Source organism: Pseudomonas sp. DF11 (assembly GCF_058148565.1).
In genome coordinates this window covers 140,672-163,333 of sequence record NZ_JBYVYN010000010.1, presented here as the reverse complement: position 1 = coordinate 163,333, position 22,662 = coordinate 140,672, and the positions used below count along the sequence as shown (strand labels likewise).

Sequence of the window (22,662 nt, the reverse complement as noted above, 5' to 3'; positions counted from 1 at the left end):
TGGCTGACACACCGCCTTCGCGAGCAAGCCCGCTCCCACAAGGGGATATGCGGTGTTGTTGAGAGGGCGGGCAAGCCCGCCCCCTCACAGATCAAGCGTAGCTTTCGATCGACGGGCAGGCGCAGACCAGGTTGCGGTCGCCGAACACGTTGTCGACCCGGCCCACCGGCGGCCAGTATTTGCCATCGATCAACGACGCCACCGGGTACACCGCCTGTTCGCGGGTGTAAGGGTGGGTCCACTCGCCGACGATTTCCGCCGCGGTGTGCGGGGCGTTTTTCAGCGGGTTGTCGTCTTTGTCCAGGCTGCCGTTTTCCACCGCGCGGATTTCTTCGCGGATACAGATCATGGCCTCGCAGAAGCGGTCCAGTTCTTCCTTGGATTCGCTTTCGGTCGGTTCGATCATCAGCGTGCCGGCCACCGGGAACGACATGGTCGGAGCGTGGAAACCGAAGTCGATCAGGCGCTTGGCCACGTCATCGACGCTGATGCCGCTGCTGTCCTTGAGCGGACGCAAATCGAGGATGCACTCGTGGGCCACCAGGCCGTTGCTGCCGGAGTAGAGCACCGGGTAATGCTCTTCCAGGCGCCGGGCGATGTAATTGGCGTTGAGGATCGCCAGTTGCGAGGCACGCTTGAGACCCGCGCCCCCCATCATGCGAATGTACATCCAGGTGATTGGCAGGATGCTGGCGCTGCCAAACGGCGCCGCGCACACCGCGCCTTTCTTGCGTTCCATGTTGGCATGGCCCGGCAGGAACGGTGCCAGGTGCGACTTGACGCCAATCGGGCCAACGCCCGGGCCGCCACCGCCGTGGGGGATGCAGAAGGTCTTGTGCAGGTTCAGGTGCGACACGTCGCCGCCGAACTTGCCCGGGGCGCAGAGGCCGACCATGGCGTTCATGTTGGCACCGTCGATGTACACCTGGCCGCCGTTGTCATGGATGATGCCGCAGATTTCGCGGATGCCTTCTTCGAACACACCGTGGGTGGACGGGTAGGTGATCATCAGCGCGGCGAGGTGTTCGCGGTGCTCGATGGCCTTGGCCCGCAGGTCTTCGATGTCGACGTTGCCGCGGGCATCGCAGGCGGTCACGACCACGCGCATGCCGGCCATGTTCGCGGTGGCCGGGTTGGTGCCGTGGGCCGAGGACGGGATCAGGCAGATGTCGCGGCGCTCTTCGCCACGGCTCTGGTGGTAGGCGCGGATCGCCAGCAAACCGGCGTATTCACCCTGGGAACCAGCGTTGGGTTGCAGCGACACCGCGTCATAGCCGGTGGCGGCACAGAGCATGGCTTCCAGTTCGTCGGTCAGTTGCTGGTAGCCGGTGCTTTGCTCGGCTGGAGCGAACGGGTGCAGGGCACCGAACTCGGCCCAGGTCACCGGGATCATTTCGCTGGCGGCGTTGAGTTTCATGGTGCAGGAACCCAGCGGGATCATGGTGCGATCCAGGGCCAGGTCCTTGTCGGCGAGCTTGCGCAGGTAGCGCATCAGCTCGGTTTCGGAGTGGTAGCGGTTGAACACCGGGTGGCTGAGGATCGCCGACTGGCGCACCAGCTCGGCCGGGATACGGCTTTGCACGGTGGCGGCCAGGGCGGCGAAGTCTGGCAGGGCCTTGCCGTCGGCCAACAAGCTCCACAGCGCTTCGATGTCAGCTTGGCTGGTGGTTTCGTCCAGGGACAGGCCCAGGCGTTCAGCGTCCACCACGCGCAGGTTGATGCGCTGGGCGCGCGCCTTGTCGTGCAGGGCGGCGGTTTGCGCGCCAGTGCGCAAGGTCAGGGTGTCGAAGAAGCTTTCTTGCTCGACGCTCAGCCCCAGCGCGCCCAGGCCCTTGGCGAGGATCGCGGTCAGGTGATGGATGCGGTTGGCAATTTGCACCAGGCCCTTGGGCCCGTGGTACACGGCGTACATGCTGGCGATGTTGGCCAGCAGCACCTGGGCGGTGCAGATGTTGCTCGTGGCTTTCTCGCGGCGGATGTGTTGCTCGCGGGTCTGCATCGCCAGGCGCAGGGCCGGCTTGCCGAAACGGTCCACGGAAACACCGACAAGACGGCCCGGCATGTCGCGCTTGAAGGCGTCCTTGGTGGAGAAATACGCCGCGTGCGGGCCACCGAAGCCCAGTGGTACGCCGAAGCGCTGGGCGCTGCCGATGGCCACGTCGGCGCCGAACTCACCCGGTGGGGTCAACAGGGTCAGGGCCAGCAGGTCAGCGGCCACGGCCACCAGAGCGTTGGCGGCATGGAAGCGTTCGGTCAGCTCGCGGTAGTCGAACAGGTCGCCGTTACTGGCTGGATATTGCAGCAGCGCGCCGAAGAAACCGCTGACATCGCTCAGTTCGCGCTCATCGCCGACCACCACGTCGATGCCCAGGGGCTCGGCACGGGTGCGCAGCACGTCGAGGGTTTGTGGATGGCTGTGTACGGAAGCGAAGAAGGCGTTGCTGCCCTTGTTCTTGCTCAGGCGCTTGCAGAAAGTCATGGCTTCGGCAGCGGCGGTGGCTTCGTCGAGCAAGGAGGCGTTGGCGATCGGCAGGCCGGTGAGGTCGCTGATCAGGGTCTGGAAGTTCAACAGCGCTTCGAGACGGCCCTGGGAGATTTCTGGCTGGTACGGGGTGTAGGCGGTGTACCAGGCCGGGTTTTCCAGCAGGTTGCGCAGGATCGGCGCCGGGGTGTGGCAGTTGTAGTAGCCCTGGCCGATGTAGGTCTTGAACAGCTGGTTCTTGGCGGCAATGGCTTTGATCGAGGCCAGTGCGTCGGCTTCGCTCTGGCCGTCGCCCATGTCCAGCACGCTGGTGCCCTTGATGCTTTCCGGGATGACGCTGGCGCTCAACGCTTCCAGGGAGTCGTAGCCCAGGCGCTCGAGCATGGCTTGCTCGTCGCTGGCGCGCGGGCCGATGTGGCGGGCGATGAATTCGTTGGCGGTGCCGAGATTAACGGTCATGTTGCGCTCCTCAGGCTTCGGCGTTGGCTTTGATCAGACGGTCGTAGGCGTCCTGGTCCAGCAGTTGGCCAACTTGGGCGGCGTCGGTGGGCTTGAAGCGGAAAAACCAGCCTTCGCCCAGCGGATCTTCGTTGACCAGTTCCGGATTGCTTTCCAGGGCCGGGTTCACTTCGAGCACTTCACCGTCCAATGGCATGTAGACGCCGCTGGCGGCTTTCACCGACTCCACGGTGGAGGCTTCGGCGCCCTTGTCGTAGCTTTGCAGTTCCGGTAACTGAACATAGACCACATCGCCCAAGGCGTTCTGCGCAAACGCGGTAATTCCGACTGTAACGCTGCCGTCGGCTTCGGTGCGCAGCCATTCGTGATCTTCAGTGAAACGCAACTCGCTCATGGAAACTCCTGGGGCCAGATTCGTCTGGTGGACGCGAAGAATGGCACGGGGCTTGGCCCGGCCGAATGGCAATACCCATAGCAAGAATGCGGCCAATATCAATAAGTTCTTATATATCAACAGCTTGAATTATTTTTTCGGGCCGTGGCTTGACTCGTCTGTAGCGAAATCGCTACAGGCAGGCCCCTGGAAAAAATCGTTGTGTGATCAAAGCCTTAGTTTGCGCTGTTTAGCGACGACTGTAGCGATATCGTTCCACTGTAGCGCTTTCAGTACAGATGGAGGTCGGTTTTGGCTCGGTTTCAAGTTCACCACAGATTTCCTGTGGGAGCGGGTTTGCTCGCGAAGGCGGTGGGTCAGTTAATGGGATATCGACTGACCCACCGCCTTCGCGAGCAAGCCCGCTCCCACATTCGCCCGAGTAAGGCTATGGCTTGTTGGGAATGCCGTACTTGCGCAGCCGATGGGCAATCGCAGTGTGGGAGGTTTGCAGGCGGCTGGCGAGTTGGCGGGTGGAGGGGTAGTTGACGTAGAGGCTTTCGAGCAGGTGCTTCTCGAAGCTTTCCACGGCCTGTTCCAGGCTTTCGACTTCCACATCGCCCTGGCGCGCCACGGAGGTGCCGGCAATGTCCAGGTCGCCGATATCCACCAGGCTGCTTTCGCAGATGGCGGCGGCGCGGAAGATCACGTTCTGCAATTGCCGCACGTTACCCGGCCAGCGGTTGCCCAACAGCGCCGGATAAGTGCCAGGGGCCAGGCGGCAGACCGGGCGCTGGATCTGCGCGCAGGCCTGTTGCATGAAGTAACGCGCCAGCAGCAGGATGTCCTGGCCGCGTTCACGCAGCGGCGGGACTTCGACATTGAGCACGTTCAGGCGATAGAACAAGTCCTCGCGAAACGAGCCTTCGCTGACCATTTTCTCCAGGTTGCGGTGGGTGGCGCTGAGGATGCGCACGTTGACCTTGATCTCCCGGTCGCCGCCCACCCGACGGAAGCTGCCATCGTTCAGGAAGCGCAGCAGCTTGGCTTGCAGGTACGGCGACATCTCGCCGATTTCATCGAGAAACACCGTGCCCTGGTTCGCCAGCTCCATCAGCCCTGGCTTGCCGCCCCGTTGCGCGCCGGTGAAGGCGCCGGGGGCGTAGCCGAACAGTTCACTTTCGGCCAGGTTCTCCGGCAACGCCGCGCAGTTGAGGGCCAGGAACGGCGCGCTGTGACGGGCGCTGATGGCGTGGCAAGCCCGGGCCACCAGTTCCTTGCCAGTACCGGTTTCGCCCTGGATCAGCAGCGGTGCATCCAGGGCCGCGACCCGCTGGGCCCGGGTCTTGAGGGTGCGGATCGCCGGAGATTCGCCCAACAGCGCGTCGAAGCCCTCGGCGTGGTCGTGGTGCAGCGCCGACAGGCGTTCGCCGATGCGGTTGGGCTGATAAAGCGTCAGCAAAGCGCCAGCGTCGGTAATGGGCGTAGCATCGAGCAGAAAGGTCTGGCCGTTGAGGGTGATTTCCCGCAGTGGCAGGCGGAAACCATTCTCCAGTAGAGCACCCAACAGGGCCTCGTCCCCGAACAGCTCGGCGACGCTTTCCCCGGCCGGTTCGCGCCCGTACAGGGCAATCAGCGCCGGGTTGGCCAGCAAAATGTTGCCAGCGCTGTCCAGGGCCAGCACCGGGTCGGTCATGGCGGCGAGCAAGGCATCGAGTTGCAGGTGCCGACGCTGGCCGGGCAGGATGTCCACCACCGTGACCGCCTGCACGCCGCGCACGCTGAACAGTGCTTCGCGCAACTCGTCGAGCACTTGCGGGCTGAGGGTCGGGGCGTCGATGTAGACGTTGGGCGGCACCATCTCCACCGCATCCAGATTGAGATTGCGCCCACCGAGCAGGGCCAGGACTTCCTGGGTGATGCCGACGCGGTCGATGAAACTGACGTGGATACGCATGGGGCGGTTTTGGATTCTGGACTGCGGAGGGTGGCAAGTATGCCTTGGGGCGGGCTATTGGTGAAATCCTGGCGCAAAGCTTGAGGCCATACACAGATTCCCTAATGTGGGAGCGAGCCTGCTCGCGATAGCGGAGGATCAGTCACCCTTTTATTGATTGAGACACCGCTATCGCGAGCAGGCTCGCTCCCACAGGGGGGCATTGTGGCAAATATCGGTTACAACCCCACATCCCACTCCGGCGTCTCGGGAAACTTGAGCACCAAAAAATCCAGCAGGCTACGCAGCGCCGACGGCATGTGCTTGCGTGACGCATACACCGCGTACATGTTCATCCGACGGGGTTCGGCGTGGGCCAGCAGGCGGATCAGTTCGCCGTTCTTGATATGGGCGCCGGCCTGATAGCTGGGCAGCATCGCCACGCCGGCGCCGGCCATGGTGGCCCGCAGCAGTGTGCTGGCTTCGTTGACGCTGATGTTGCCCTGCACCGGGACCGAGACCTGCTCGCCGTCCTGCTCGAAATGCCACAGGCTCTTGCCAACGTAGGAATGAGTCAGGCAGTTGTGCTGGCTCAACTCCTCGACCCGCTGCGGTGCCGGGTGGTCGCGCAGGTAACCGGGCGAGGCACAGATCACCGAACGACAGACCGTGAGGCGGCGGGCGATCAGGTTCGGGTCCAGGTCATTGCTCATGCGGATCGCCAGGTCGATGCGCTCGTCCACCAGGTTCACGGTGCGGTCGAGCATCTGCAGGTCGACGCTTACCCCTGGGTAGCGCATGACGAACTCGGCCATGGCACTCGCCAATTGAGCCTGGCCGAACGAGGTGCTGGCGCTGATGCGCAGCATGCCCCGTGGCGCGTCGTCCGGGGTGCTGACCGCCGCTTGCATGTCGCCGGAAAGCTCCAGCATCTGTCGACAACGTGGCAGGGTTTCCAGGCCGGCGGCGGTCAGGCTCAGCTTGCGGGTGGTGCGGTGCATCAGCCGGGCGCCGACCCAGTCTTCCAGCTCCGCCAGGTACCGCGATACCACGGGCCTCGACAGCTCCAAGTGGTCAGCGGCCGCCGACTGGCTGCCCAGGTCCACTACCGTGACGAACACCCGCATTGCTTGTAGACGATCCATGATTTGCCCGATTTCAGAAACAAACTATGTTGGATCATCGCATTTTTTGAAATGAACCGGATCACTAAGCTCCGTCTCATTCCCTTCCGGGCTTTTTGGACAATGGAGCAAGCATGACCCTATTCACCCCATTCAAGCGCCTGCTGCTGGCGACCGCATCGATGGCATTCGCTGCCCACTCCTGGGCGGCCGGCTTGACGCTCGATGTCTACAACCCTGGCGCGGCGGCGATCTTCCCGGTGACCTCGGTACTGGTCAGCGGTGAGAAAGAAGCGATCCTGGTGGATGCCCAGTTCGGCAAGTCCCAGGCCGAGCAGGTCGTGGAAAAAATCCGCGCCAGCGGCAAACGATTGACCACGATCTACATCAGCCACGGTGATCCAGACTACTATTTTGGTCTGGAAACGCTTACCGCCGCGTTCCCTGAGGCCAAGGTGCTGGCGTCCGCGCCGACCGTCGAGCACATCAAGCAAACCGTCGATGGCAAGCTGAAGTATTGGGGGCCGATCTTGAAGGCTGATGCGCCGGCCAAGGCTGTCGTGCCACAGGTACTCAAGGGCGACAGCCTGACCCTGGAAGGCCAGCGCTTGCAGATCGTCGGCCTCGATGGTCCGCAGCCGGACCGCAGTTTCGTGTGGATTCCATCGATCAAGACCGTAGTCGGCGGCGTGGTGGTGGCCGAGAACATCCACGTCTGGATGGCCGATACCCAGACGCCACAGTCCCATAAGGATTGGCTGACGACGCTGGCAGGCATTGAAAAGCTGCAACCGGACACCGTGATCCCGGGCCACTACCTGGGTGAAAGCGCCCGTTCCCTGGCCCCGGTGCGCTTCACCGCCGGTTACATCAAGGCCTTCGATGAGGAAACCGCCAAGGCCAAGGATTCCGCCGCGCTGATCCGCGCCATGAAACTACGCTATCCGGAGCTGGGTGAAGACAGCTCGCTGGAGCTCAGTGCCAAGGTCGCCAAGGGCGAGATGAAGTGGTGAAAAACGATCTGTGATCGGAGCACCGTTGTGGCGAGGGGATTTATCCCCGCTGGGTTGCGCAGCAATCCCCTGCGTCCTGTCTGACACATCGCGGCGGTTGATGATTCATGGGACTGCTTCGCAGTCCAGCGGGGATAAATCCTCTCGCCACAAGAGCATGCATTTCAAACATCGCTAATCAATGGAGAACATCATGAGCAAAATCGCAATCATCGGCGCCACCGGTCGGGCCGGCAGCCAACTGTTGGAGGAGGCCCTGCGCCGTGGTCACAGCGTGACGGCCATTGCCCGCAACACCGCCAAGATCGGCGAAAGGGCCGGGGTGGTCAGCAAGCAGTTGGACGTATTGGACAGCGAGGCGCTGATCGCGGCCATCGATGGGCATGACGTGGTGATCAGTGCCGCTCACTTTGCCAGCGTGCCGGCCGACAAGCTCATCGCGCCGGTGAAAGCCGCCGGGGTCAAGCGTTTGCTGGTGGTCGGCGGGGCCGGTTCGTTGTTGCTGCCGGACAACAGCCGGGTGATCGACAGCGACGGCTTTCCGGAGGAGTACCTGGCCGAAGCCAGCGCCGGTGCATTGTTCCTGGATGTGCTGCGCACGGAACAGGACCTGGACTGGACCTTCCTCTCGCCTTCGGCGGAGTTCGTCGAAACCGAGCGCACCGGGCAGTTCCGTGTCGGCAAGGATCACCTGCTGTTCGATGACACCGGGCGCAGCTGGATCAGCTTTGCCGACTACGCCATTGCGATGATCGATGAAGTGGAAACGCCGCGGTTTTCGCGGACGCGGTTTACCGTCGGCTATTGAGCCACAGGCATCAACCGTGAACCCGCACCCAAACGGTGACCAGCACTGTCGCCGCCATCAGCCAGGCGACGGCGGCTACGGCCAATGAGGCTTCGAGGCGCATGCGGTCGACCATCACGTACAGCGTTGCGAGATAGACGAAGTACGGAATGATCGACCACATGCCAAACACGATGGTGGTCTTCAGGTCGTCCACCGAGCGGCCCTTGCCGACGATGTAATGGGCGATCAGGGCGAAGGTGGGGAACAGCGGCACCAGCCCGGCGATGTAATAGTTCTTGGTCTTGGCGAGCATTGCCAGAATGACCACCACGGCCGCACCCAGCGCCGCCTTGAAAATCAGGTCCACACGTTCACCATCCGGTTGTTAATGGCTCAGGCCATATTTTTTGACTTTGTCGAACAGTGTGGTCTTGGCCATGCCCAGTTCCTGGCTGGCCTGGGTCAGGTTGCCACCGCTGCGTTGCAGGGCGTCCACCAGCAGGTTGCGCTCGAAAGCCTCCACCGCTTCGGCAAAGGCCAGGCCCTGGCTGGCGCCGCCGGCGCCGGAGCGCTTGAACGCCGGCAGGCCCAGGGCATAGCGCTCGGCGACGTTGCGCAGCTCGCGCACGTTGCCCGGCCAGTCGTGGCTCATCAGGTTCGACAGGGTCTGGTTGTCCAGCTCCGGCACCGTACGGTCGAAGCGCAGGGACGACTGCTGGAGGAAGTGTTCGAACAGTTGCAGGATGTCTTCGCGCCGCTCGCGCAGGGGCGGCAGTTCCAGGGTCACCACGTTGAGGCGGTAATACAGGTCGCTGCGAAACTGCCCGCTCCGACCCATTTCGTCCAGGTCGGACTTGGTGGCGGCGATCACCCGGCAATCCACGGCCACGCTCTGGTTCGAACCCAGGCGCTCGAGGGTGCGTTCCTGCAACACGCGCAGCAACTTGATCTGTAGGGGCAGGGGCATGCTTTCCACTTCGTCGAGAAACAGCGTGCCGCCATCGGCGTGTTCGATCTTGCCGATCCGGCGCTTGCCGGCGCCGGTGAAGGCATTGGCTTCGTGGCCGAAAATCTCGCTTTCGAACAGGTTCTCCGGCAGGCCGCCGCAGTTCAGCGCGACGAACTGTTTGTCGTGGCGGCGGCTGAAGTCATGCAGGCAGCGGGCGACCAGTTCCTTGCCGGTGCCGGTTTCGCCTTCGATCAGCACGTTGGCCGAGGTGTCGGCGACGTTGGCGATCAGCGCCCGCAGGTGCTGCATGGCCGGCGAGCGGCCAATGATCCGGCCTTCCAGGGAGTCGCGTTCGGCCAATTGCCGACGCAGCGATGACACCTCTCGGGCCAGGCTGCGCTGCTCCAGGGCGCGGCGGGCGACGTCCACCAGGCGTTCCGGGGAGAAGGGTTTCTCCATGAAGTCATAGGCGCCTTTTTGCATGGCGCCCACGGCCATGGAGATGTCGCCATGGCCGGTGATCAGCACCACCGGCAGGCTGCGGTCCCGCGCCTTGAGGCGGGTCAGCAGTTCCAGGCCGTCGATGCCCGGCAGGCGAATGTCGCTGATGACGATGCCGGCAAAGTTGTCGTCGACGCGCTCCAGGGCCTCTTCGGCGCTGCCCACGCCGATGCAGGGAATGTCTTCCAGGCTCAAGGCCTGCTGGCAGCCCAGCAGGACGTGGGGGTCGTCTTCGACGATCAGTACGCTCAGGTCGTGGTTCATAGCGGCTCGACAGGTGAAAGGCTTACCAACGGTAAACTGAGGACAAACGTAGTGCCACGCTCAAGCGGGTACTCGACGCCCAGATGCCCGCCAGCAGCGGCGGCCAGGCTCGCCGAAAGCGTCAGGCCCAGGCCCAGGCCTTGTTCGCCAGGTTTGGTGGTGAAGAATGGTTCGAACAAATGCTTGCGGGCCTCTGGATCGATGCCGTGGCCATTGTCCCGCACCCGCAGGCGATATTTGCCATCGGCGGCCTGGCCTTCGAGCCACAACGTCGGCTTGGGTTGCGTCTGCATGGCGTCCAGGGCATTGCCGATCAGGTTCACCAGGATCTGTTCCAGGCGGGTCTGGTCGATCTGCAATTGGACGTCATCGAAATCGCTATGGATCTGGATGTCCAGGTTTTCCAGGCGCCCGCCCAGCAGTTGCAGCGCCGCCTCGACGGCCTTGCCCAGGCTCGCCCGGCCCTGGTCATCGCCGCGCCGGGCGAAGGCGCGCAGGCTGGCGGTGATGCGGCCCATGCGGTCGATCAAGTCGTTGATGGTCTTGAGGTTGGTGCTGGCGATGTCCAGCTGGCCGCGTTCCAGAAAGCGCACGGTATTGCCGGACAAGGTGCGCAGCGCCGCCAGCGGCTGGTTGAGTTCGTGGGCGATGCTGGTGGACATCTGGCCGATGGCCGCCAGTTTACCGGCCTGGACCAGTTCGTCCTGGGCCCGGCGCAACGTCTCTTCGGCCTGGCGCCGCTCGCGGATCTGGCCCTTGAGTCGTTCGTTGCTGGCACGCAGGTCGGTGGTGCGTTCGGTAATCCGACGTTCAAGTTGGTTGTTGGCCTCCTGCAAGGCTTCCCGGGCGGCGAGGCGGGTAGCGATGACCTTGCGCCGCTCGTTCCAGGCGATCAGCAGGAACGCCACCAGGGCGAACGCCACGGCCACCAGGATGCCTTGGTTGACAGCCTGGCGCCGCAGGTCTTCGAGGGGCGTCAGCAGGGTGAAATTCCACGGGGTATCGCTCAAGGGCCGGGTCTGCGACAAATAGCTGATGGCGCGCTCGTCGGATACCAGTTCGCTGTTGGCCGGGAAGGTCAGCTTCTCCATGCCTTCGGCCAGGCGTTCCCGGGCCAGGGGCACCAGTTCATTGAGCGGAAACCAATAATATTGCAGGCTGCGGGCCAGGCGTTCCTTGGTGTCGTCGCTCAGGGGCCGCACCGACTTGAGTCGTCGCGCTGGGTCGCTGGACAAGATGATGATGCCGTTCTCATCACTGACGAAGGCCTCCAGCCGTGCTCGTTGCCAGCGCTCCTCCATGGCTTCGAGGCGCACCTTGACCACGGCCACGCCGATGATCTTGCCTTGTTGTTCCAGGCCATGGGCCAGGTAATAGCCGGGTTCGCCATTGGTGCTGCCGATGCCATAGAACCGCCCCGGCTGGCCGCGTACGGCGTTCTGGAAATAGGCGCGAAAAGACAGGTCTTCGCCCAGGTAACTGTCGACGTCGCGCCAGTTGCTCGTGGCCATCACCCGACCAGTGGTGTCCATCACGTAGATGGCCCGGCTGCGGCTGCGCCGGTTCAGGCCTTCGAGGTATTCGTTGACGGTCTTGCGATGTTCGGGCGTCGGGTCGTCGAGCAGTTGCGAGACGCTCGATTCAAGCTCCAGCAGGCTGGGCAGGTAGGTGTACTTGCTGATCTCGCTTTCGACCGCACGGGCGTGCAGCTCCAACTGGCGCTCGCCGTTCTCGGCGAGGCCACGTACGCCATAGTGTTCGCTGATCCAGAAGCCGAGGTAACCCAGGCCGATCATCAGGGCGATGACCAGTGGCGGCAGGAACAGGTGGCGAATCAGGCGGGGTTTCACGGCGAGTGATGGCGGCGCGGCGCGATAGAGGGTGGGGTCGCATTTCATCACAGATGCCTTGGGTCAACCACAACACAAATCCTTATGCCGACATCGATCCCCTTGTGGGAGCGAGCCTGCTCGCGATAGCGGACTTACATTCAACATCGATGTTGACTGTGCCGGCGTCATCGCGAGCAGGCTCGCTCCCACAGGGTTTTGCGCAAACGTGCTTTTAGTGCTGCAGGATTTTCTCAAGGAAATGCTGCGCGCGTTCGGAGCGGGCGCTGATGTCGCCGAAGAACTCTTCTTTCTTGCAGTCTTCGATGATCTGGCCCTGGTCCATGAAAATCACCCGGTTCGCCACTTTGCGGGCGAAGCCCATTTCGTGGGTCACGCACATCATGGTCATGCCTTCGTGGGCCAGTTGCACCATCACGTCGAGCACTTCGTTGACCATTTCCGGGTCAAGGGCCGAGGTCGGTTCGTCGAACAGCATTACCACCGGGTCCATCGCCAGCGCACGGGCAATCGCCACGCGCTGCTGCTGGCCACCGGAGAGCTGGCCCGGGTGCTTGTGGGCATGGGCCGAGAGACCGACCCGCTCAAGCAATTGCAGGCCTTTCTTGGTGGCTTCTTCCTTGCTGCGCCCCAACACCTTGATCTGCGCGATGGTCAGGTTTTCGGTGATGGTCAGGTGCGGGAACAGCTCGAAATGCTGGAACACCATGCCCACCCGCGAACGCAGTTTCGGCAGGTTGGTCTTCGGGTCGGCGATGGACGTGCCATCGACCACGATGTCGCCTTTCTGGAACGGTTCCAGGGCATTCACGCACTTGATCAGGGTGGATTTGCCCGAACCGGACGGCCCGCACACCACCACGACCTCACCCTTGCTGACCTCGGTGCTGCAATTGGTCAGTACCTGGAAGTCCCCATACCACTTGTTGATGTTCTTGATAGAGATCATACGGCGAACCTTTTTTGCAGACGCTTGACCAGCAGCGAGGCGGCAAAGCTGATTGTGAAGTACACGAGACCTGCGATGATCAGGAACTCATTGGAGCGGCCGATGATGTCGCCATTGGCTCGCGAAGCATTGAGGAAGTCCACCAGGCCGACCGTGTAGACCAGCGAGGTGTCCTGAAACAGGATGATGCTTTGTTGCAGCAGCAGCGGGGTCATCTTGCGAAACGCCTGGGGCAGGATGATCAGGCGCATGGTCTGGCCATAATTCATCCCCAGTGCCTGGGCGGCGCCCATCTGGCCCTTGGGAATCGACTGCACGCCGGCCCGGACGATTTCGCAGAAGTACGCCGCCTCGAACATCATGAATGCCACGACGCAGGAGCCGAACGCGCCGATGGGCGTGTCTTCGCCGGTGATCCAGCGCAGCACGAACGGCACCGCCAGGTAGAACCAGGTGATGACCAGCAGCAGCGGAATCGAGCGGAAATAATTGACGTAGGCGCCGGCGATATTGGAGACCAGCTTGTTGTGGGACAGGCGCATCAGCGCCAGGATCGTCCCCAGGATGATCCCGCCGACGACACCCATGGCCATCAGCTTGAGGGTCATCAGCATGCCGTTCCACAAGCCGGGAATGGCCGGGATGATGCCAGTGAAGTCGAATTCCATCATTTACCCCCCACGGAGATCAGGCCGGGCACCGCGACTTTCTTCTCGACCATGCGCATGAGCAGCATCAGGCTCATGTTCAAGGTGAAATAGATCAGCGTCGCCAGGGTAAAGGCTTCGAACAGGTTGGCGGAGAACTCGGCGGTCTGCTTGGTCTGCGCAAGCAGTTCCATCAGGCCGATCAGCGAGGCCACGGAGGAGTTCTTGAAGACGTTGAGGAATTCCGAGGTAAGCGGCGGAATGATGATCCGGTAGGCTTGGGGCAGCAGCACGTTCCAATAGATCTGCGGCAGCTTGAAGCCCATGGCGCGGGCGGCGGATTCCTGGCCGCGTGGCAGCGCCTGGATGCCGGTACGCACCTGTTCGCAGACGCGGGCGGCGGTGAACAGGCCCAGGCACACGACGACGCTCAGGTAGGCCGAGGTGGTCGGGTTCAGGTCCTGCTTGTACCACTCCTGCATATCGGCGGGCAGCAGGTCCGGCACCAGGAAGTACCAGATGAACAGCTGAACCAGCAGCGGCACGTTACGGAAAAGCTCCACGTAGCAAGTGGCGATACCCGACACCAGCCGGTTCGGCACGGTACGCATCACACCCAGAATCGAGCCCAGCAACAGGGCAATGATCCAGGCCACGACGGCGATGGCGATGGTCCAGCCCAGGCCGGCCACGTACCAGTCGAGATAGGTCTCGCTGCCCACGCCGGTGGACTTGAAGAACACGCCCCAGTCCCAGTTGTAATTCATTAGGGTCTCCCCTCAGATCGTTCGATGTACAAGTGCCCGCCTGGGGAAACTCCGTTCCCACCCGGCCTGGAGGCCAGGCACACGCGATCGGCTCGACAGCCACCGGTTCGAGTGTTTCCAGATTTGCCAGCAGGGAGTGACCATCCCCTGAAAGGGCCGGGCCCTTTCAGGGGATAAGGTTAGTCAGAAATCAGGATTTCTTGTCGTCAGCCGCTTTATCGGTTGGCTTGGCGATCAGTGCCTTGAGTTCGTCGCTCATCGGGAAGTTCAGGTTCAGGCCTTTTGGCGGGATAGGTTGCATGAACCACTTCTCGTAGATCTTGTTGATCTCGCCCGAAGCGTAGGTAGCCTTGATGGCGTCATCGACAGCCTTCTTGAACGGCTCGTCGCCCTTGCGCATCATGCAGCCGTAGATTTCGTAGGACTGTGGAGTACCGGTCACGGCCCAGTCATCGGCTTTCTTGGCCTTGGCGGCTTCGCCGGCCAGCAGGGCGTCGTCCATCATGAACGCGACGGCACGGCCCGACTCCAGCATCTGGAAGGATTCGCCGTGGTCCTTGGCGGAGATGACGTTCATGCCCATCTGCTTGTCGGCGTTCATCGCCTTGAGCAGGCGCTCGGACGTGGTACCGGCGGTGGTCACGACGTTCTTGCCCTTGAGGTCGTCGAAATCCTTGTACTTGGAATCTTTCTTGGACAGCAGCCGGGTGCCGATCTCGAAGATGCCAACGGAGAAGTCAACCTGCTGCTGACGCTCGACGTTGTTGGTGGTGGAACCGCATTCCAGGTCCACGGTGCCGTTTTGCACCAGCGGGATACGGGTTTGCGAGGTGACCAGGTTGTACTTGACCTGCAGGTTGGGCAGATCCAGGTCTTTCTTGATCGCTTCGACGACTTTGAGCTGGATGTCGTGGGAGTAGCCGACTGGCTTGCCGGAAGCATCTGCGATGTAGGAGAACGGAATGGAAGCGTCGCGATGGCCAAGCGTGATAACGCCCGACTCTTTGATCTTTTTCAGTGTGCCGGTCAGTTCGGCTGCGAAAACCGGAGTGCTGATCAGAGCGGCAGCAATGGCTGCGCCCAGGAGATGGGGAACGATACGCATCGATGTTTCCTCGACATTGTTTTTTTTATTTCGGCCGGTTCGTCGGCCCTGAGTACTTCGAAGTGCCTGGTAGCTCCTGTTGTGTTGGCGAACAGGCATTCGTCTCCAGGAGTGTAGAGCATGACTCGTGCCAGGCCAGGGCGATCTGTTTAACTTGTTGTTTTATTTGGTAATTAATGTTTTGTTTCAGGTTTTATGCGGGCGGCTTCATCCGGTTAGCCGAACTGACTGGCGGGTCGTGTTCGGAAAACCGAATGGCTCTGGCACCCAACATCAAACCACTGTGGGAGCGAGCCTGCTCGCGATGAGGCATTAGCATCTACATCTAAGGGGCTGACATACCGCTATCGCGAGCAGGCTCGCTCCCACAAGGGATAAGTGATGTATGCCAGAGAGCAAAAAGCCCCTGAATCGCAGGATTCAGGGGCTTTTTGTTTAGCGGGCTATGGTTCAGGCCGCTTCGATCTTGCGACGGTTGTGCTCGACCTTGTCCAGATACTGCTGCAGCTTCTCCTGCTCGACCGGGGTGGTGAACAAACCCAGTTTGCTGCGGCGCCACAGGATGTCCTGGGCATCGACGGCCCACTCGTCGCTGCACAGATAATCGACTTCACGGGTGTAGAGGCCGGCGCCGATGTGCTCGCCCAAGTCGCCCAGGTTGTGCACGCCTTCGAGCATGCGCCAGGTACGGCTACCGTAGGTGGTGGCCCAGCGGCGGGCTATCTCGGTCGGCAACCAGTCGAACTTGTCGCGGATTGCCGAGCACAGCGCTTGCGGGGTGGTCATGTTTTCGCCACCGGGGAGGGCTTCTATGGCGGTCCAGCTCGGGCGCATTTGTGTGAAATAGGGGGCCAGTTGCGCCATCGCCGATTCGGCCAGTTTGCGGTAGGTGGTCAGCTTGCCGCCGAACACCGACAGCAAGGGGGCCTCTTCACCGCCACCCGACAGCGCCAGGGTGTAGTCCCGGGTCACGGCCGATGGGTTGTCGGATTCGTCGTTGCACAGCGGACGCACACCGGAATAGCTGTGCAGGATATCGTCGCGGCTGATCTGTTTCTTGAAGTGGGCGTTGACCACCTTCAACAGGTAATCGGTTTCGCCTTCAGTGATCGCCACTTTGGCCGGGTCACCGGTGTATTCGCGATCAGTCGTGCCGATCAGGGTGAACTGGTTCAGGTACGGAATGGTGAATACGATGCGCTGGTCTTCGTTTTGAAGAATGTGCGCATGCTCGCCTTCGTAGAGTTTCGGCACGATCAGGTGGCTGCCCTGGATCAGGCGGATGCCGTAGGGCGATTCCATCTTCAAATCGTCACGAATGAACTTGGCGACCCACGGACCGGCGGCGTTGACCAGTGCCTTGGCGCGGATCGAAAACAGGCTGCCGTCGGCACGTTCCAGATGCAAGTGCCACAGGCCTTTGCTGCGACGAGCGTTCACGCAGCGTGTGCGGGTGTGGACATGCGCACCTTTTTCCCGGGCGGCCATGGCGTTGAGCACCACCAGCCGTGCATCGTCGACCCAGCAGTCGGAATATTCGAAACCTTTGGTGATCTCGCTTTTCAGCGCACTGTCGGCACCGAATTTCAAACTCTTGGAGCCCGCGAGCTGCTCGCGTTTGCCCAGGTGATCGTAGAGGAACAGGCCCGCACGAATCATCCAGGCCGGACGCAGATGCGGGCGGTGAGGCAGCACGAAGCGCATTTGCTTGACGATGTGCGGGGCCTTGGCCAGCAACACTTCACGCTCGGCCAGCGCTTCACGCACCAGGCGAAATTCATAATGTTCGAGGTAGCGCAGGCCGCCGTGGATCAGCTTGCTGCTGGCCGACGACGTGTGGCTGGCCAGGTCGTCCTTTTCGCAAAGGAACACCGAAAGACCGCGACCGGCGGCGTCCGCGGCAATCCCCACGCCGTTGATGCCTCCGCCAATGACGGCGATGTCGTAGATCTCGGCGAGAGGGGGCGTAGGCAAGGTAGAAGTGGGCATCGGCTGGCCTCGGGCTCTTTTCGCAATATTTGAATTCGAACATTAATGTTCATTTGCGAAAATACTAGCCCATAAGCACAGTCACAGCCAGTCGAATTCGATTGAAATTACTGATCGAAGGAAGCTGAAAGGAAAATTTTCGAACATGAGGCCGGGCGAGGGGGATGAGCGGGGATGCTTTTGTGGCGAGGGGATTTATCCCCGCTGGGCTGCGTAGCAGCCCCAATACAGTCACTCAATTTGCCTGATACACCGAGTCGCCGGGGTTTAGGGCCGCTTCGCAGTCCAGCGGGGATAAATCTCCTCGCCACAGGGGGACGGGGGTGAACTCAGACCACTTCCAACCGAATCTTGTGTTGGCTCAGCAATTGCGCCAAGGCCGGCACCGGTTGCTGGTCGGTCACCAGGCAATCGATCAGGCTGATGGGCCCCAGGCGGACCATGGCGTTGCGCCCGAATTTGCTGGAGTCCGCGGCCAATATAACTTGCCGGGCGTTGGCGATGATGGCTTGGGAAACCCGTACTTCCTGATAGTCGAAGTCCAGCAGGCTGCCGTCTTCATCGATCCCGCTGATGCCCACCAGGGCGAAGTCGACCTTGAACTGGTTGATGAAGTCGACACTGGCCTGGCCCACCACGCCGCCGTCACGCCGTACGTTGCCGCCGGCGATCAGGACTTCGAAGTCGTCCTTGGCACTGAGGATCGAAGCCACGTGCAGGTTATTGGTGATGACTTTCAGATGGTTGTGATTGAGCAGCGCCCGGGCGATGGATTCGGTGGTGGTGCCGATGTTGATGAACAGCGAGGCATGATCGGGGATCTGGGCAGCGATGGCTTCGGCGATGCGTTGCTTTTCATCGCGCATCTGATCGGCGCGCATGGCGTAGGCGGTGTTTTCCACGCTTGAGTCGTAGGCGGCGCCGCCGTGGTAGCGGCGCAGCAGGTTCACTTCCGCCAGTTGGTTGATATCGCGGCGGATGGTTTGCGGGGTAACGACGAATAGCTGGGCCATTTCCTCGATGCTGACATAGCCGCGTTCGCGGACCAGTTCGAGGATTTGCTGCTGGCGGGGAGGCAGATTCATGGGGCTTCCTTTGGGCTGCCGTACAAAATTTGCCCATGATGCCGCAGGAATCCACTCCCGACCAGTTTCAGAACCTTATCGGGTTTTATTCAGCGTCTTCATGGGGCTCCCAATCACGGGTGCGGCTGACCGCTTTCTGCCAGCCGGCGTAGAGTTTTTCCTTCGCTTGTTCGTCCAGTTGCGGTTCGAATTCGCGCTCGATTACCGCTTTGCCGCGCAGTTCTTCCAGGCTGCCCCAGAAGCCGCATGCCAGGCCGGCCAGGTACGCGGCACCCAAGGCCGTGGTTTCACGCATTTTCGGCCGCTCGACCTGGGTTCCCAGGATGTCGGCCTGGAATTGCATCAGGAAGTTGTTCGCCACCGCGCCGCCGTCAACGCGCAGGGCCCTGAGGCGTTCACCCGAATCCTGCTGCATGGCGTCGAGTACGTCGCGGGTCTGGTAGGCAATCGACTCCAGCGCCGCGCGAATGATGTGGTCGACCCGTACGCCGCGGGTCAGGCCAAACAGCGCGCCACGGGCATAAGGGTCCCAATACGGTGCGCCCAGGCCGGTGAAGGCAGGCACCAGGTACACGCCGTTGCTGTCCTTGACCTTGTTGGCAAAGTATTCGGTATCCAGCGCGTCGTTGATGATCTTCAGTTCATCGCGCAGCCATTGGACCGTGGAGCCGCCATTGAATACCGCGCCTTCCAGGGCATAGGCCACTTCGCCACGCGGGCCGCAGGCGATGGTGGTGAGCATGCCGTGATTGGATTTGACGGCTTTTTCGCCGGTGTTCATCAGCAGGAAGCAGCCGGTGCCGTAGGTGTTTTTCGCCTGGCCCGGCTCCACGCACATCTGGCCGAAAAGAGCGGCCTGCTGGTCACCAGCGATGCCGCCGATGGCGATGCCGCTTTTGGTACGGCCGTAGATTTCCGAGGACGATTTCACTTCCGGGAGCATTTCGCGGGGGATGTCGAGGATGTCGAGCATCTTCGCGTCCCACTCCAGCGAGTGAATGTTGAAGAGCATGGTGCGCGAGGCGTTGGTGTAGTCGGTGACGTGGACCTTGCCACCGGTGAATTTCCAGATCAGCCAGCTGTCGACGGTGCCGAACAGCAGTTCTCCGTTGCGCGCACGCTCGCGGCTGCCTTCGACGTTGTCCATGATCCACTTGAGCTTGGTACCGGAGAAGTATGGGTCGGTGACCAGGCCGGTGGTTTCACTGATGTATTGCTCGTGGCCGTCGCGCTTGAGCTGTTGGCAGATCTCGGTACTGCGGCGGCATTGCCAGACGATGGCGTTGTAGATCGGCCGGCCGGTGGTCTTGTCCCAGACGACCGTGGTCTCGCGCTGGTTGGTGATACCGATGGCGGCCACCTGGTCATGGTGCAGGCCAGCCTGGGCCAGGGCTTCGACCATGACCGCGCTCTGGGTGGCGAAGATTTCCATCGGGTCGTGTTCGACCCAGCCGGCCTGCGGGTAATGCTGGGCAAATTCGCGCTGGGCGGTGCAGACCACGTTGGCGTCACGGTCGAAAATGATCGCGCGCGAGCTGGTCGTACCCTGGTCGAGGGCAATGATGTAGTTCTTGTTCTGTATGTCGGTCATGTCGATTGCCTTGGGACGTAAAAAAGGGGAAAGACCATGGCGCACGCTTGAAGGGCAGGAGCATGCGCCCACTGTATTCAGGACGTTCTGGGCTTACCGTCAATGGAAGGTGTTGCATCCTTTGTAGCAGTTATGGCGCTGGGCAGGTGGCGGGCAATCAAGCCGCGATAGGCCGCAGCACCGAGGCACGCACCCACGATCGGTGCAAAAATCGGCACCAGGAAATACGGGATGTCGCGTCCACCCGTGAGGGAAATTTCACCCCAGCCTGCGAAGAAAGTCATCAGTTTAGGACCGAAGTCCCGCGCCGGGTTCATCGCAAAGCCTGTGAGTGGACCCATGGAGCTGCCGATCACCGCGATCAGCAGGCCGATCAGCAGCGGCGCCAATGGGCCACGGGGCAAGCCATTGTTGTCATCGGTCAGGGACATGATGACTCCCATCAGGATGGCCGTGATGATCACTTCGACGAGAAAGGCTTGGCCGGTGGACAGCGCTGCGTGCGGGTAAGTGGAAAACACCGAGGCCAGTTCGAGGCTCGCTTCAGTGCCGCGAATCATGTGGCGGGACTGTTCGAAATCGAAGAATAGATTGCTGTACAGCGTGTAGACCAGAAGGGCACCGCAAAAAGCGCCGGCCACCTGGGAAACCATGTAGAGAGGCAGTTTGCGCTTTTCGAAGTCAGTGAAAATGCACAGGGCAATGCTGACCGCGGGATTGAGGTGGGCGCCGGAAATGCCTGCGCTCAGATAGATCGCCATGCTGACGCCGATGCCCCAGATGATGCTGATTTCCCACAGGCCGAAACTCGCACCCGCGACCTTGAGCGCTGCGACGCAGCCGGTGCCGAAAAAGATCAGCAGGGCAGTGCCCAGGAATTCGGCCAGGCATTGGCTGGACAGGGACGGCTGTTGTAAAGCAATTGTCATTCAAACCTCGGTTTTTTGTTGTTTTGCTGCGCCTTCGAAAAACTCGATTGCGCATTCCGCGCCGAGGCAGGATCCCCATCCTGATCTCGGGTTGCTGCTTGAGACCTGCGATATTACTTTCAGTTTCGAAAAAATATAGACAAGAAACGCTGGTGTCAAAGGTCGAAAGTGAACCATCGGTCACATTTCAACTATTCGCGGCGTGAATGACTTACCCGCCAGCGGCGTGTCACCGTGACGGCCGCGGTGTGCCAAGCCTTTTCGTGGGCGATGGCTTAGAATCCGGCCACTCTTTTTTGATTTCCTTGTCAGGAGCGGTCATGACACCCGCGTTGGATTTGCTTAAGAAAGTGCGCGCCGAACATCGCATCCACAGTTATGAACACGATCCCAAGGCCGCGTCGTACGGCTTGGAAGCGGCGGAAAAGCTCGGCCTGGATCCGGCGCAGGTGTTCAAGACGTTGTTGGCGGCCAGCGAAAAAGGTGAATTGCTGGTGGCGGTGGTGCCGGTGGCCGGGACCCTGGATTTGAAAGGCCTGGCCCATGCCGCCGGGGTGAAGAAAGTCGAAATGGCCGACCCTGCCGCCGCGCAGCGTTCGACCGGTTATCTGCTCGGCGGCATCAGCCCGCTGGGGCAGAAGAAGCGCCTGCGCACTTTTATCGACAGCTCCGCACAGCCGCTCGCCAGTATGTTTGTCAGTGCGGGGAGGCGCGGGTTGGAAGTCGAGTTGGCGCCTTCGGTATTGAAGGAACACACCGGGGCGACGTTTGCTGATATCGGGCGTGCTTGAGCTGCTGGTTACTGCGCAGCCAGGCGGGAGCACGTGCCCTCGCCACAAGGGTATGAAAGGCTAAGCTTGGAGTCAGATCTTGCGTCCCAGGCTGTAGGGTGAAAATTCTGCGGATCTGTCACTAGATAAGCCATGCCGCTGCGTCGCATGCTGGCGCACAAAAAAGGAGAAGTGCCATGCAGCTTGCGTTTTATCAGGTCGATGCGTTCAGTGACCGGCCGTTCGGCGGTAACCCAGCGATGGTCTATCGGCTCGACGGCTGGCTTGCCGATGACCTGATGCAGAAGATCGCCGCCGAACACAACCTGGCTGAAACCGCGTTTCTGGTGCGCGAAGGCCAGCATTGGCATATTCGCTGGTTCACGCCCACCACCGAAGTCCCGCTGTGCGGGCATGCCACGTTGGCCAGTGCTTACGTGCTGTTCGAGGTCTACCACGAAACCGCTGAGCGATTGGATTTCATCTGCAAGTCCGGCTCATTGAGCGTTACGCGTGAAGGGGATCGGCTGTGGTTGGATTTTCCGGCCATCGTGCCTGCCGAGTTGGGCGCATCCCTGGCCGTCCAGAGTGCCTTGGGCGTCGAAGCGGTGGATGTGCTCAGTTCCAACGAACTGTTCGTGGTGCTGGAGTCGGAGCAAGCGGTGCTCGATTGCAAGCCGGACATGATGGCCTTGGCAAAACTGCCTTGGCCCGGGGCAATCGTGACCGCGCCGGGGAGCAAGCATGATTTTGTCTCGCGCTACTTTGCCCCGGCGATTGGCATCAACGAAGACCCGGTGACGGGCTCGACCCACTGCAGCCTGATTCCATACTGGTCCAAGCGCTTGGGTAAGCACGGGCTGACGGCTTATCAGTGCTCGGCCAGGGGTGGGGCTTTGTTTTGCCGGCTGGAAGGTGAGCGGGTGAAGATTGGCGGGCATGCGACGCTGGTGGCCAGTGGGACGTTGATGCTGGGTTGACTCTGCACTCGAGCCAATGAGATCAAATGTGGGAGCGAGCCTGCTCGCGATGGCGGCGGCTCAGCTTGCATCGACGCTGAATGTGCCTGCGTCATCGCGAGCAGGCTCG

At 61.4% G+C, this 22,662-nt stretch carries 19 protein-coding genes; 4 read left to right on the top strand and 15 right to left on the bottom strand.

What is annotated here, in order from left to right:
- Nucleotides 1-91 precede the first annotated feature (91 nt).
- The 4 genes from gcvP to AC30D9_RS25245 all read right to left on the bottom strand — a co-directional run bounded on the left by gcvP (nucleotide 92) and on the right by AC30D9_RS25245 (nucleotide 6,395).
- Nucleotides 92-2,941, bottom strand: coding sequence for an aminomethyl-transferring glycine dehydrogenase (gcvP, locus tag AC30D9_RS25260; protein ID WP_490145092.1), 2,850 nt, complete (start codon nucleotides 2,939-2,941; stop codon nucleotides 92-94).
- A 10-nt stretch (nucleotides 2,942-2,951) separates the two neighbouring features.
- Nucleotides 2,952-3,335 (bottom strand): glycine cleavage system protein GcvH, encoded by a 384-nt coding sequence (gcvH, locus tag AC30D9_RS25255; protein WP_134925552.1) that lies wholly within the window; start codon nucleotides 3,333-3,335, stop codon nucleotides 2,952-2,954.
- A 427-nt stretch (nucleotides 3,336-3,762) separates the two neighbouring features.
- Nucleotides 3,763-5,271, bottom strand: a complete 1,509-nt coding sequence (locus tag AC30D9_RS25250) for a sigma-54-dependent transcriptional regulator (protein ID WP_134925551.1) — start codon at nucleotides 5,269-5,271, stop codon at nucleotides 3,763-3,765.
- A gap of 218 nt (nucleotides 5,272-5,489) precedes the next feature.
- Nucleotides 5,490-6,395, bottom strand: coding sequence for a LysR family transcriptional regulator (locus tag AC30D9_RS25245; protein ID WP_490145091.1), 906 nt, complete (start codon nucleotides 6,393-6,395; stop codon nucleotides 5,490-5,492).
- Nucleotides 6,396-6,508: 113 nt separating this feature from the next.
- Here AC30D9_RS25245 and AC30D9_RS25240 point away from each other — a divergent pair, with 113 nt between their 5' ends.
- A complete protein-coding gene (locus AC30D9_RS25240) occupies nucleotides 6,509-7,387 on the top strand; it encodes an MBL fold metallo-hydrolase (protein WP_490145090.1) in 879 nt (292 codons plus the stop codon).
- A gap of 193 nt (nucleotides 7,388-7,580) precedes the next feature.
- Nucleotides 7,581-8,195, top strand: a complete 615-nt coding sequence (locus AC30D9_RS25235; RefSeq protein WP_490145089.1) for an NAD(P)-dependent oxidoreductase — start codon at nucleotides 7,581-7,583, stop codon at nucleotides 8,193-8,195.
- A 10-nt stretch (nucleotides 8,196-8,205) separates the two neighbouring features.
- Here the strand turns inward: AC30D9_RS25235 and AC30D9_RS25230 are convergent, their stop codons facing one another.
- From AC30D9_RS25230 to AC30D9_RS25180, 11 genes are all read right to left on the bottom strand, one after another.
- Nucleotides 8,206-8,535 carry a GlpM family protein gene (locus AC30D9_RS25230; protein ID WP_167659396.1) on the bottom strand — a complete coding sequence of 110 codons (330 nt, stop codon included), beginning with the start codon at nucleotides 8,533-8,535 and terminating at the stop codon, nucleotides 8,206-8,208.
- A gap of 27 nt (nucleotides 8,536-8,562) precedes the next feature.
- A complete protein-coding gene (gene aauR / locus AC30D9_RS25225; protein ID WP_134925546.1) occupies nucleotides 8,563-9,891 on the bottom strand; it encodes a two-component response regulator AauR in 1,329 nt (442 codons plus the stop codon).
- The gene (gene aauS, locus AC30D9_RS25220; RefSeq protein ID WP_490145088.1) at nucleotides 9,888-11,789 is read right to left on the bottom strand and encodes a two-component sensor histidine kinase AauS; all 1,902 of its coding nucleotides are present in this window, start codon (nucleotides 11,787-11,789) and stop codon (nucleotides 9,888-9,890) included. The genes aauR and aauS overlap by 4 nt, the downstream gene beginning before the upstream one ends.
- Before the next feature lie 166 nt (nucleotides 11,790-11,955).
- The gene (locus tag AC30D9_RS25215) at nucleotides 11,956-12,690 is read right to left on the bottom strand and encodes an amino acid ABC transporter ATP-binding protein (RefSeq protein WP_003204983.1); all 735 of its coding nucleotides are present in this window, start codon (nucleotides 12,688-12,690) and stop codon (nucleotides 11,956-11,958) included.
- On the bottom strand, nucleotides 12,687-13,358 hold the full coding sequence (locus tag AC30D9_RS25210) for an amino acid ABC transporter permease (protein WP_134926683.1): 672 nt from the start codon (nucleotides 13,356-13,358) through the stop codon (nucleotides 12,687-12,689). Before AC30D9_RS25210 ends, AC30D9_RS25215 begins: the two co-directional genes overlap by 4 nt.
- On the bottom strand, nucleotides 13,358-14,104 hold the full coding sequence (locus AC30D9_RS25205; protein WP_018614191.1) for an amino acid ABC transporter permease: 747 nt from the start codon (nucleotides 14,102-14,104) through the stop codon (nucleotides 13,358-13,360). The genes AC30D9_RS25210 and AC30D9_RS25205 overlap by 1 nt, the downstream gene beginning before the upstream one ends.
- 190 nt (nucleotides 14,105-14,294) lie before the next feature.
- Nucleotides 14,295-15,209: a glutamate/aspartate ABC transporter substrate-binding protein gene (locus AC30D9_RS25200; RefSeq protein WP_134925544.1), complete on the bottom strand. Its 915-nt coding sequence runs from the start codon at nucleotides 15,207-15,209 to the stop codon at nucleotides 14,295-14,297.
- Nucleotides 15,210-15,659: 450 nt separating this feature from the next.
- Nucleotides 15,660-17,198: a glycerol-3-phosphate dehydrogenase gene (glpD, locus tag AC30D9_RS25195; protein WP_307575524.1), complete on the bottom strand. Its 1,539-nt coding sequence runs from the start codon at nucleotides 17,196-17,198 to the stop codon at nucleotides 15,660-15,662.
- A gap of 329 nt (nucleotides 17,199-17,527) precedes the next feature.
- Entirely contained in the window at nucleotides 17,528-18,283 is a 756-nt protein-coding gene (locus tag AC30D9_RS25190; RefSeq protein ID WP_109753835.1) for a DeoR/GlpR family transcriptional regulator, read from the bottom strand.
- 85 nt (nucleotides 18,284-18,368) lie between these two features.
- Nucleotides 18,369-19,874 carry a glycerol kinase GlpK gene (gene glpK / locus AC30D9_RS25185; protein ID WP_490145087.1) on the bottom strand — a complete coding sequence of 502 codons (1,506 nt, stop codon included), beginning with the start codon at nucleotides 19,872-19,874 and terminating at the stop codon, nucleotides 18,369-18,371.
- Nucleotides 19,875-19,951: 77 nt separating this feature from the next.
- Nucleotides 19,952-20,803, bottom strand: coding sequence for an MIP/aquaporin family protein (locus tag AC30D9_RS25180; protein WP_307575521.1), 852 nt, complete (start codon nucleotides 20,801-20,803; stop codon nucleotides 19,952-19,954).
- Between the two features lie 320 nt (nucleotides 20,804-21,123).
- Between AC30D9_RS25180 and ybaK the strand changes: the two genes are divergently transcribed.
- Together ybaK and AC30D9_RS25170 are read left to right on the top strand one after the other, a co-directional pair.
- Nucleotides 21,124-21,594, top strand: a complete 471-nt coding sequence (ybaK, locus tag AC30D9_RS25175) for a Cys-tRNA(Pro) deacylase (RefSeq protein WP_134925540.1) — start codon at nucleotides 21,124-21,126, stop codon at nucleotides 21,592-21,594.
- Nucleotides 21,595-21,770: 176 nt separating this feature from the next.
- Nucleotides 21,771-22,553: a PhzF family phenazine biosynthesis protein gene (locus tag AC30D9_RS25170; protein ID WP_307575518.1), complete on the top strand. Its 783-nt coding sequence runs from the start codon at nucleotides 21,771-21,773 to the stop codon at nucleotides 22,551-22,553.
- Nucleotides 22,554-22,662 lie beyond the last annotated feature (109 nt).

Bases quoted from the DNA above. Each gene is read 5' to 3' on its own strand.
- gcvP (WP_490145092.1), bottom strand. From the start codon at position 2,941: ATGACCGTTAATCTCGGCACCGCCAACGAATTCATCGCCCGCCACATC.
- gcvH (WP_134925552.1), bottom strand. From the start codon at position 3,335: ATGAGCGAGTTGCGTTTCACTGAAGATCACGAATGGCTGCGCACCGAA.
- AC30D9_RS25250 (WP_134925551.1), bottom strand. From the start codon at position 5,271: ATGCGTATCCACGTCAGTTTCATCGACCGCGTCGGCATCACCCAGGAA.
- AC30D9_RS25245 (WP_490145091.1), bottom strand. From the start codon at position 6,395: ATGGATCGTCTACAAGCAATGCGGGTGTTCGTCACGGTAGTGGACCTG.
- AC30D9_RS25240 (WP_490145090.1), top strand. From the start codon at position 6,509: ATGACCCTATTCACCCCATTCAAGCGCCTGCTGCTGGCGACCGCATCG.
- AC30D9_RS25235 (WP_490145089.1), top strand. From the start codon at position 7,581: ATGAGCAAAATCGCAATCATCGGCGCCACCGGTCGGGCCGGCAGCCAA.
- aauR (WP_134925546.1), bottom strand. From the start codon at position 9,891: ATGAACCACGACCTGAGCGTACTGATCGTCGAAGACGACCCCCACGTC.
- aauS (WP_490145088.1), bottom strand. From the start codon at position 11,789: ATGAAATGCGACCCCACCCTCTATCGCGCCGCGCCGCCATCACTCGCC.
- AC30D9_RS25215 (WP_003204983.1), bottom strand. From the start codon at position 12,690: ATGATCTCTATCAAGAACATCAACAAGTGGTATGGGGACTTCCAGGTA.
- AC30D9_RS25210 (WP_134926683.1), bottom strand. From the start codon at position 13,358: ATGGAATTCGACTTCACTGGCATCATCCCGGCCATTCCCGGCTTGTGG.
- AC30D9_RS25205 (WP_018614191.1), bottom strand. From the start codon at position 14,104: ATGAATTACAACTGGGACTGGGGCGTGTTCTTCAAGTCCACCGGCGTG.
- AC30D9_RS25200 (WP_134925544.1), bottom strand. From the start codon at position 15,209: ATGCGTATCGTTCCCCATCTCCTGGGCGCAGCCATTGCTGCCGCTCTG.
- glpD (WP_307575524.1), bottom strand. From the start codon at position 17,198: ATGCCCACTTCTACCTTGCCTACGCCCCCTCTCGCCGAGATCTACGAC.
- AC30D9_RS25190 (WP_109753835.1), bottom strand. From the start codon at position 18,283: ATGAATCTGCCTCCCCGCCAGCAGCAAATCCTCGAACTGGTCCGCGAA.
- glpK (WP_490145087.1), bottom strand. From the start codon at position 19,874: ATGACCGACATACAGAACAAGAACTACATCATTGCCCTCGACCAGGGT.
- AC30D9_RS25180 (WP_307575521.1), bottom strand. From the start codon at position 20,803: ATGACAATTGCTTTACAACAGCCGTCCCTGTCCAGCCAATGCCTGGCC.
- ybaK (WP_134925540.1), top strand. From the start codon at position 21,124: ATGACACCCGCGTTGGATTTGCTTAAGAAAGTGCGCGCCGAACATCGC.
- AC30D9_RS25170 (WP_307575518.1), top strand. From the start codon at position 21,771: ATGCAGCTTGCGTTTTATCAGGTCGATGCGTTCAGTGACCGGCCGTTC.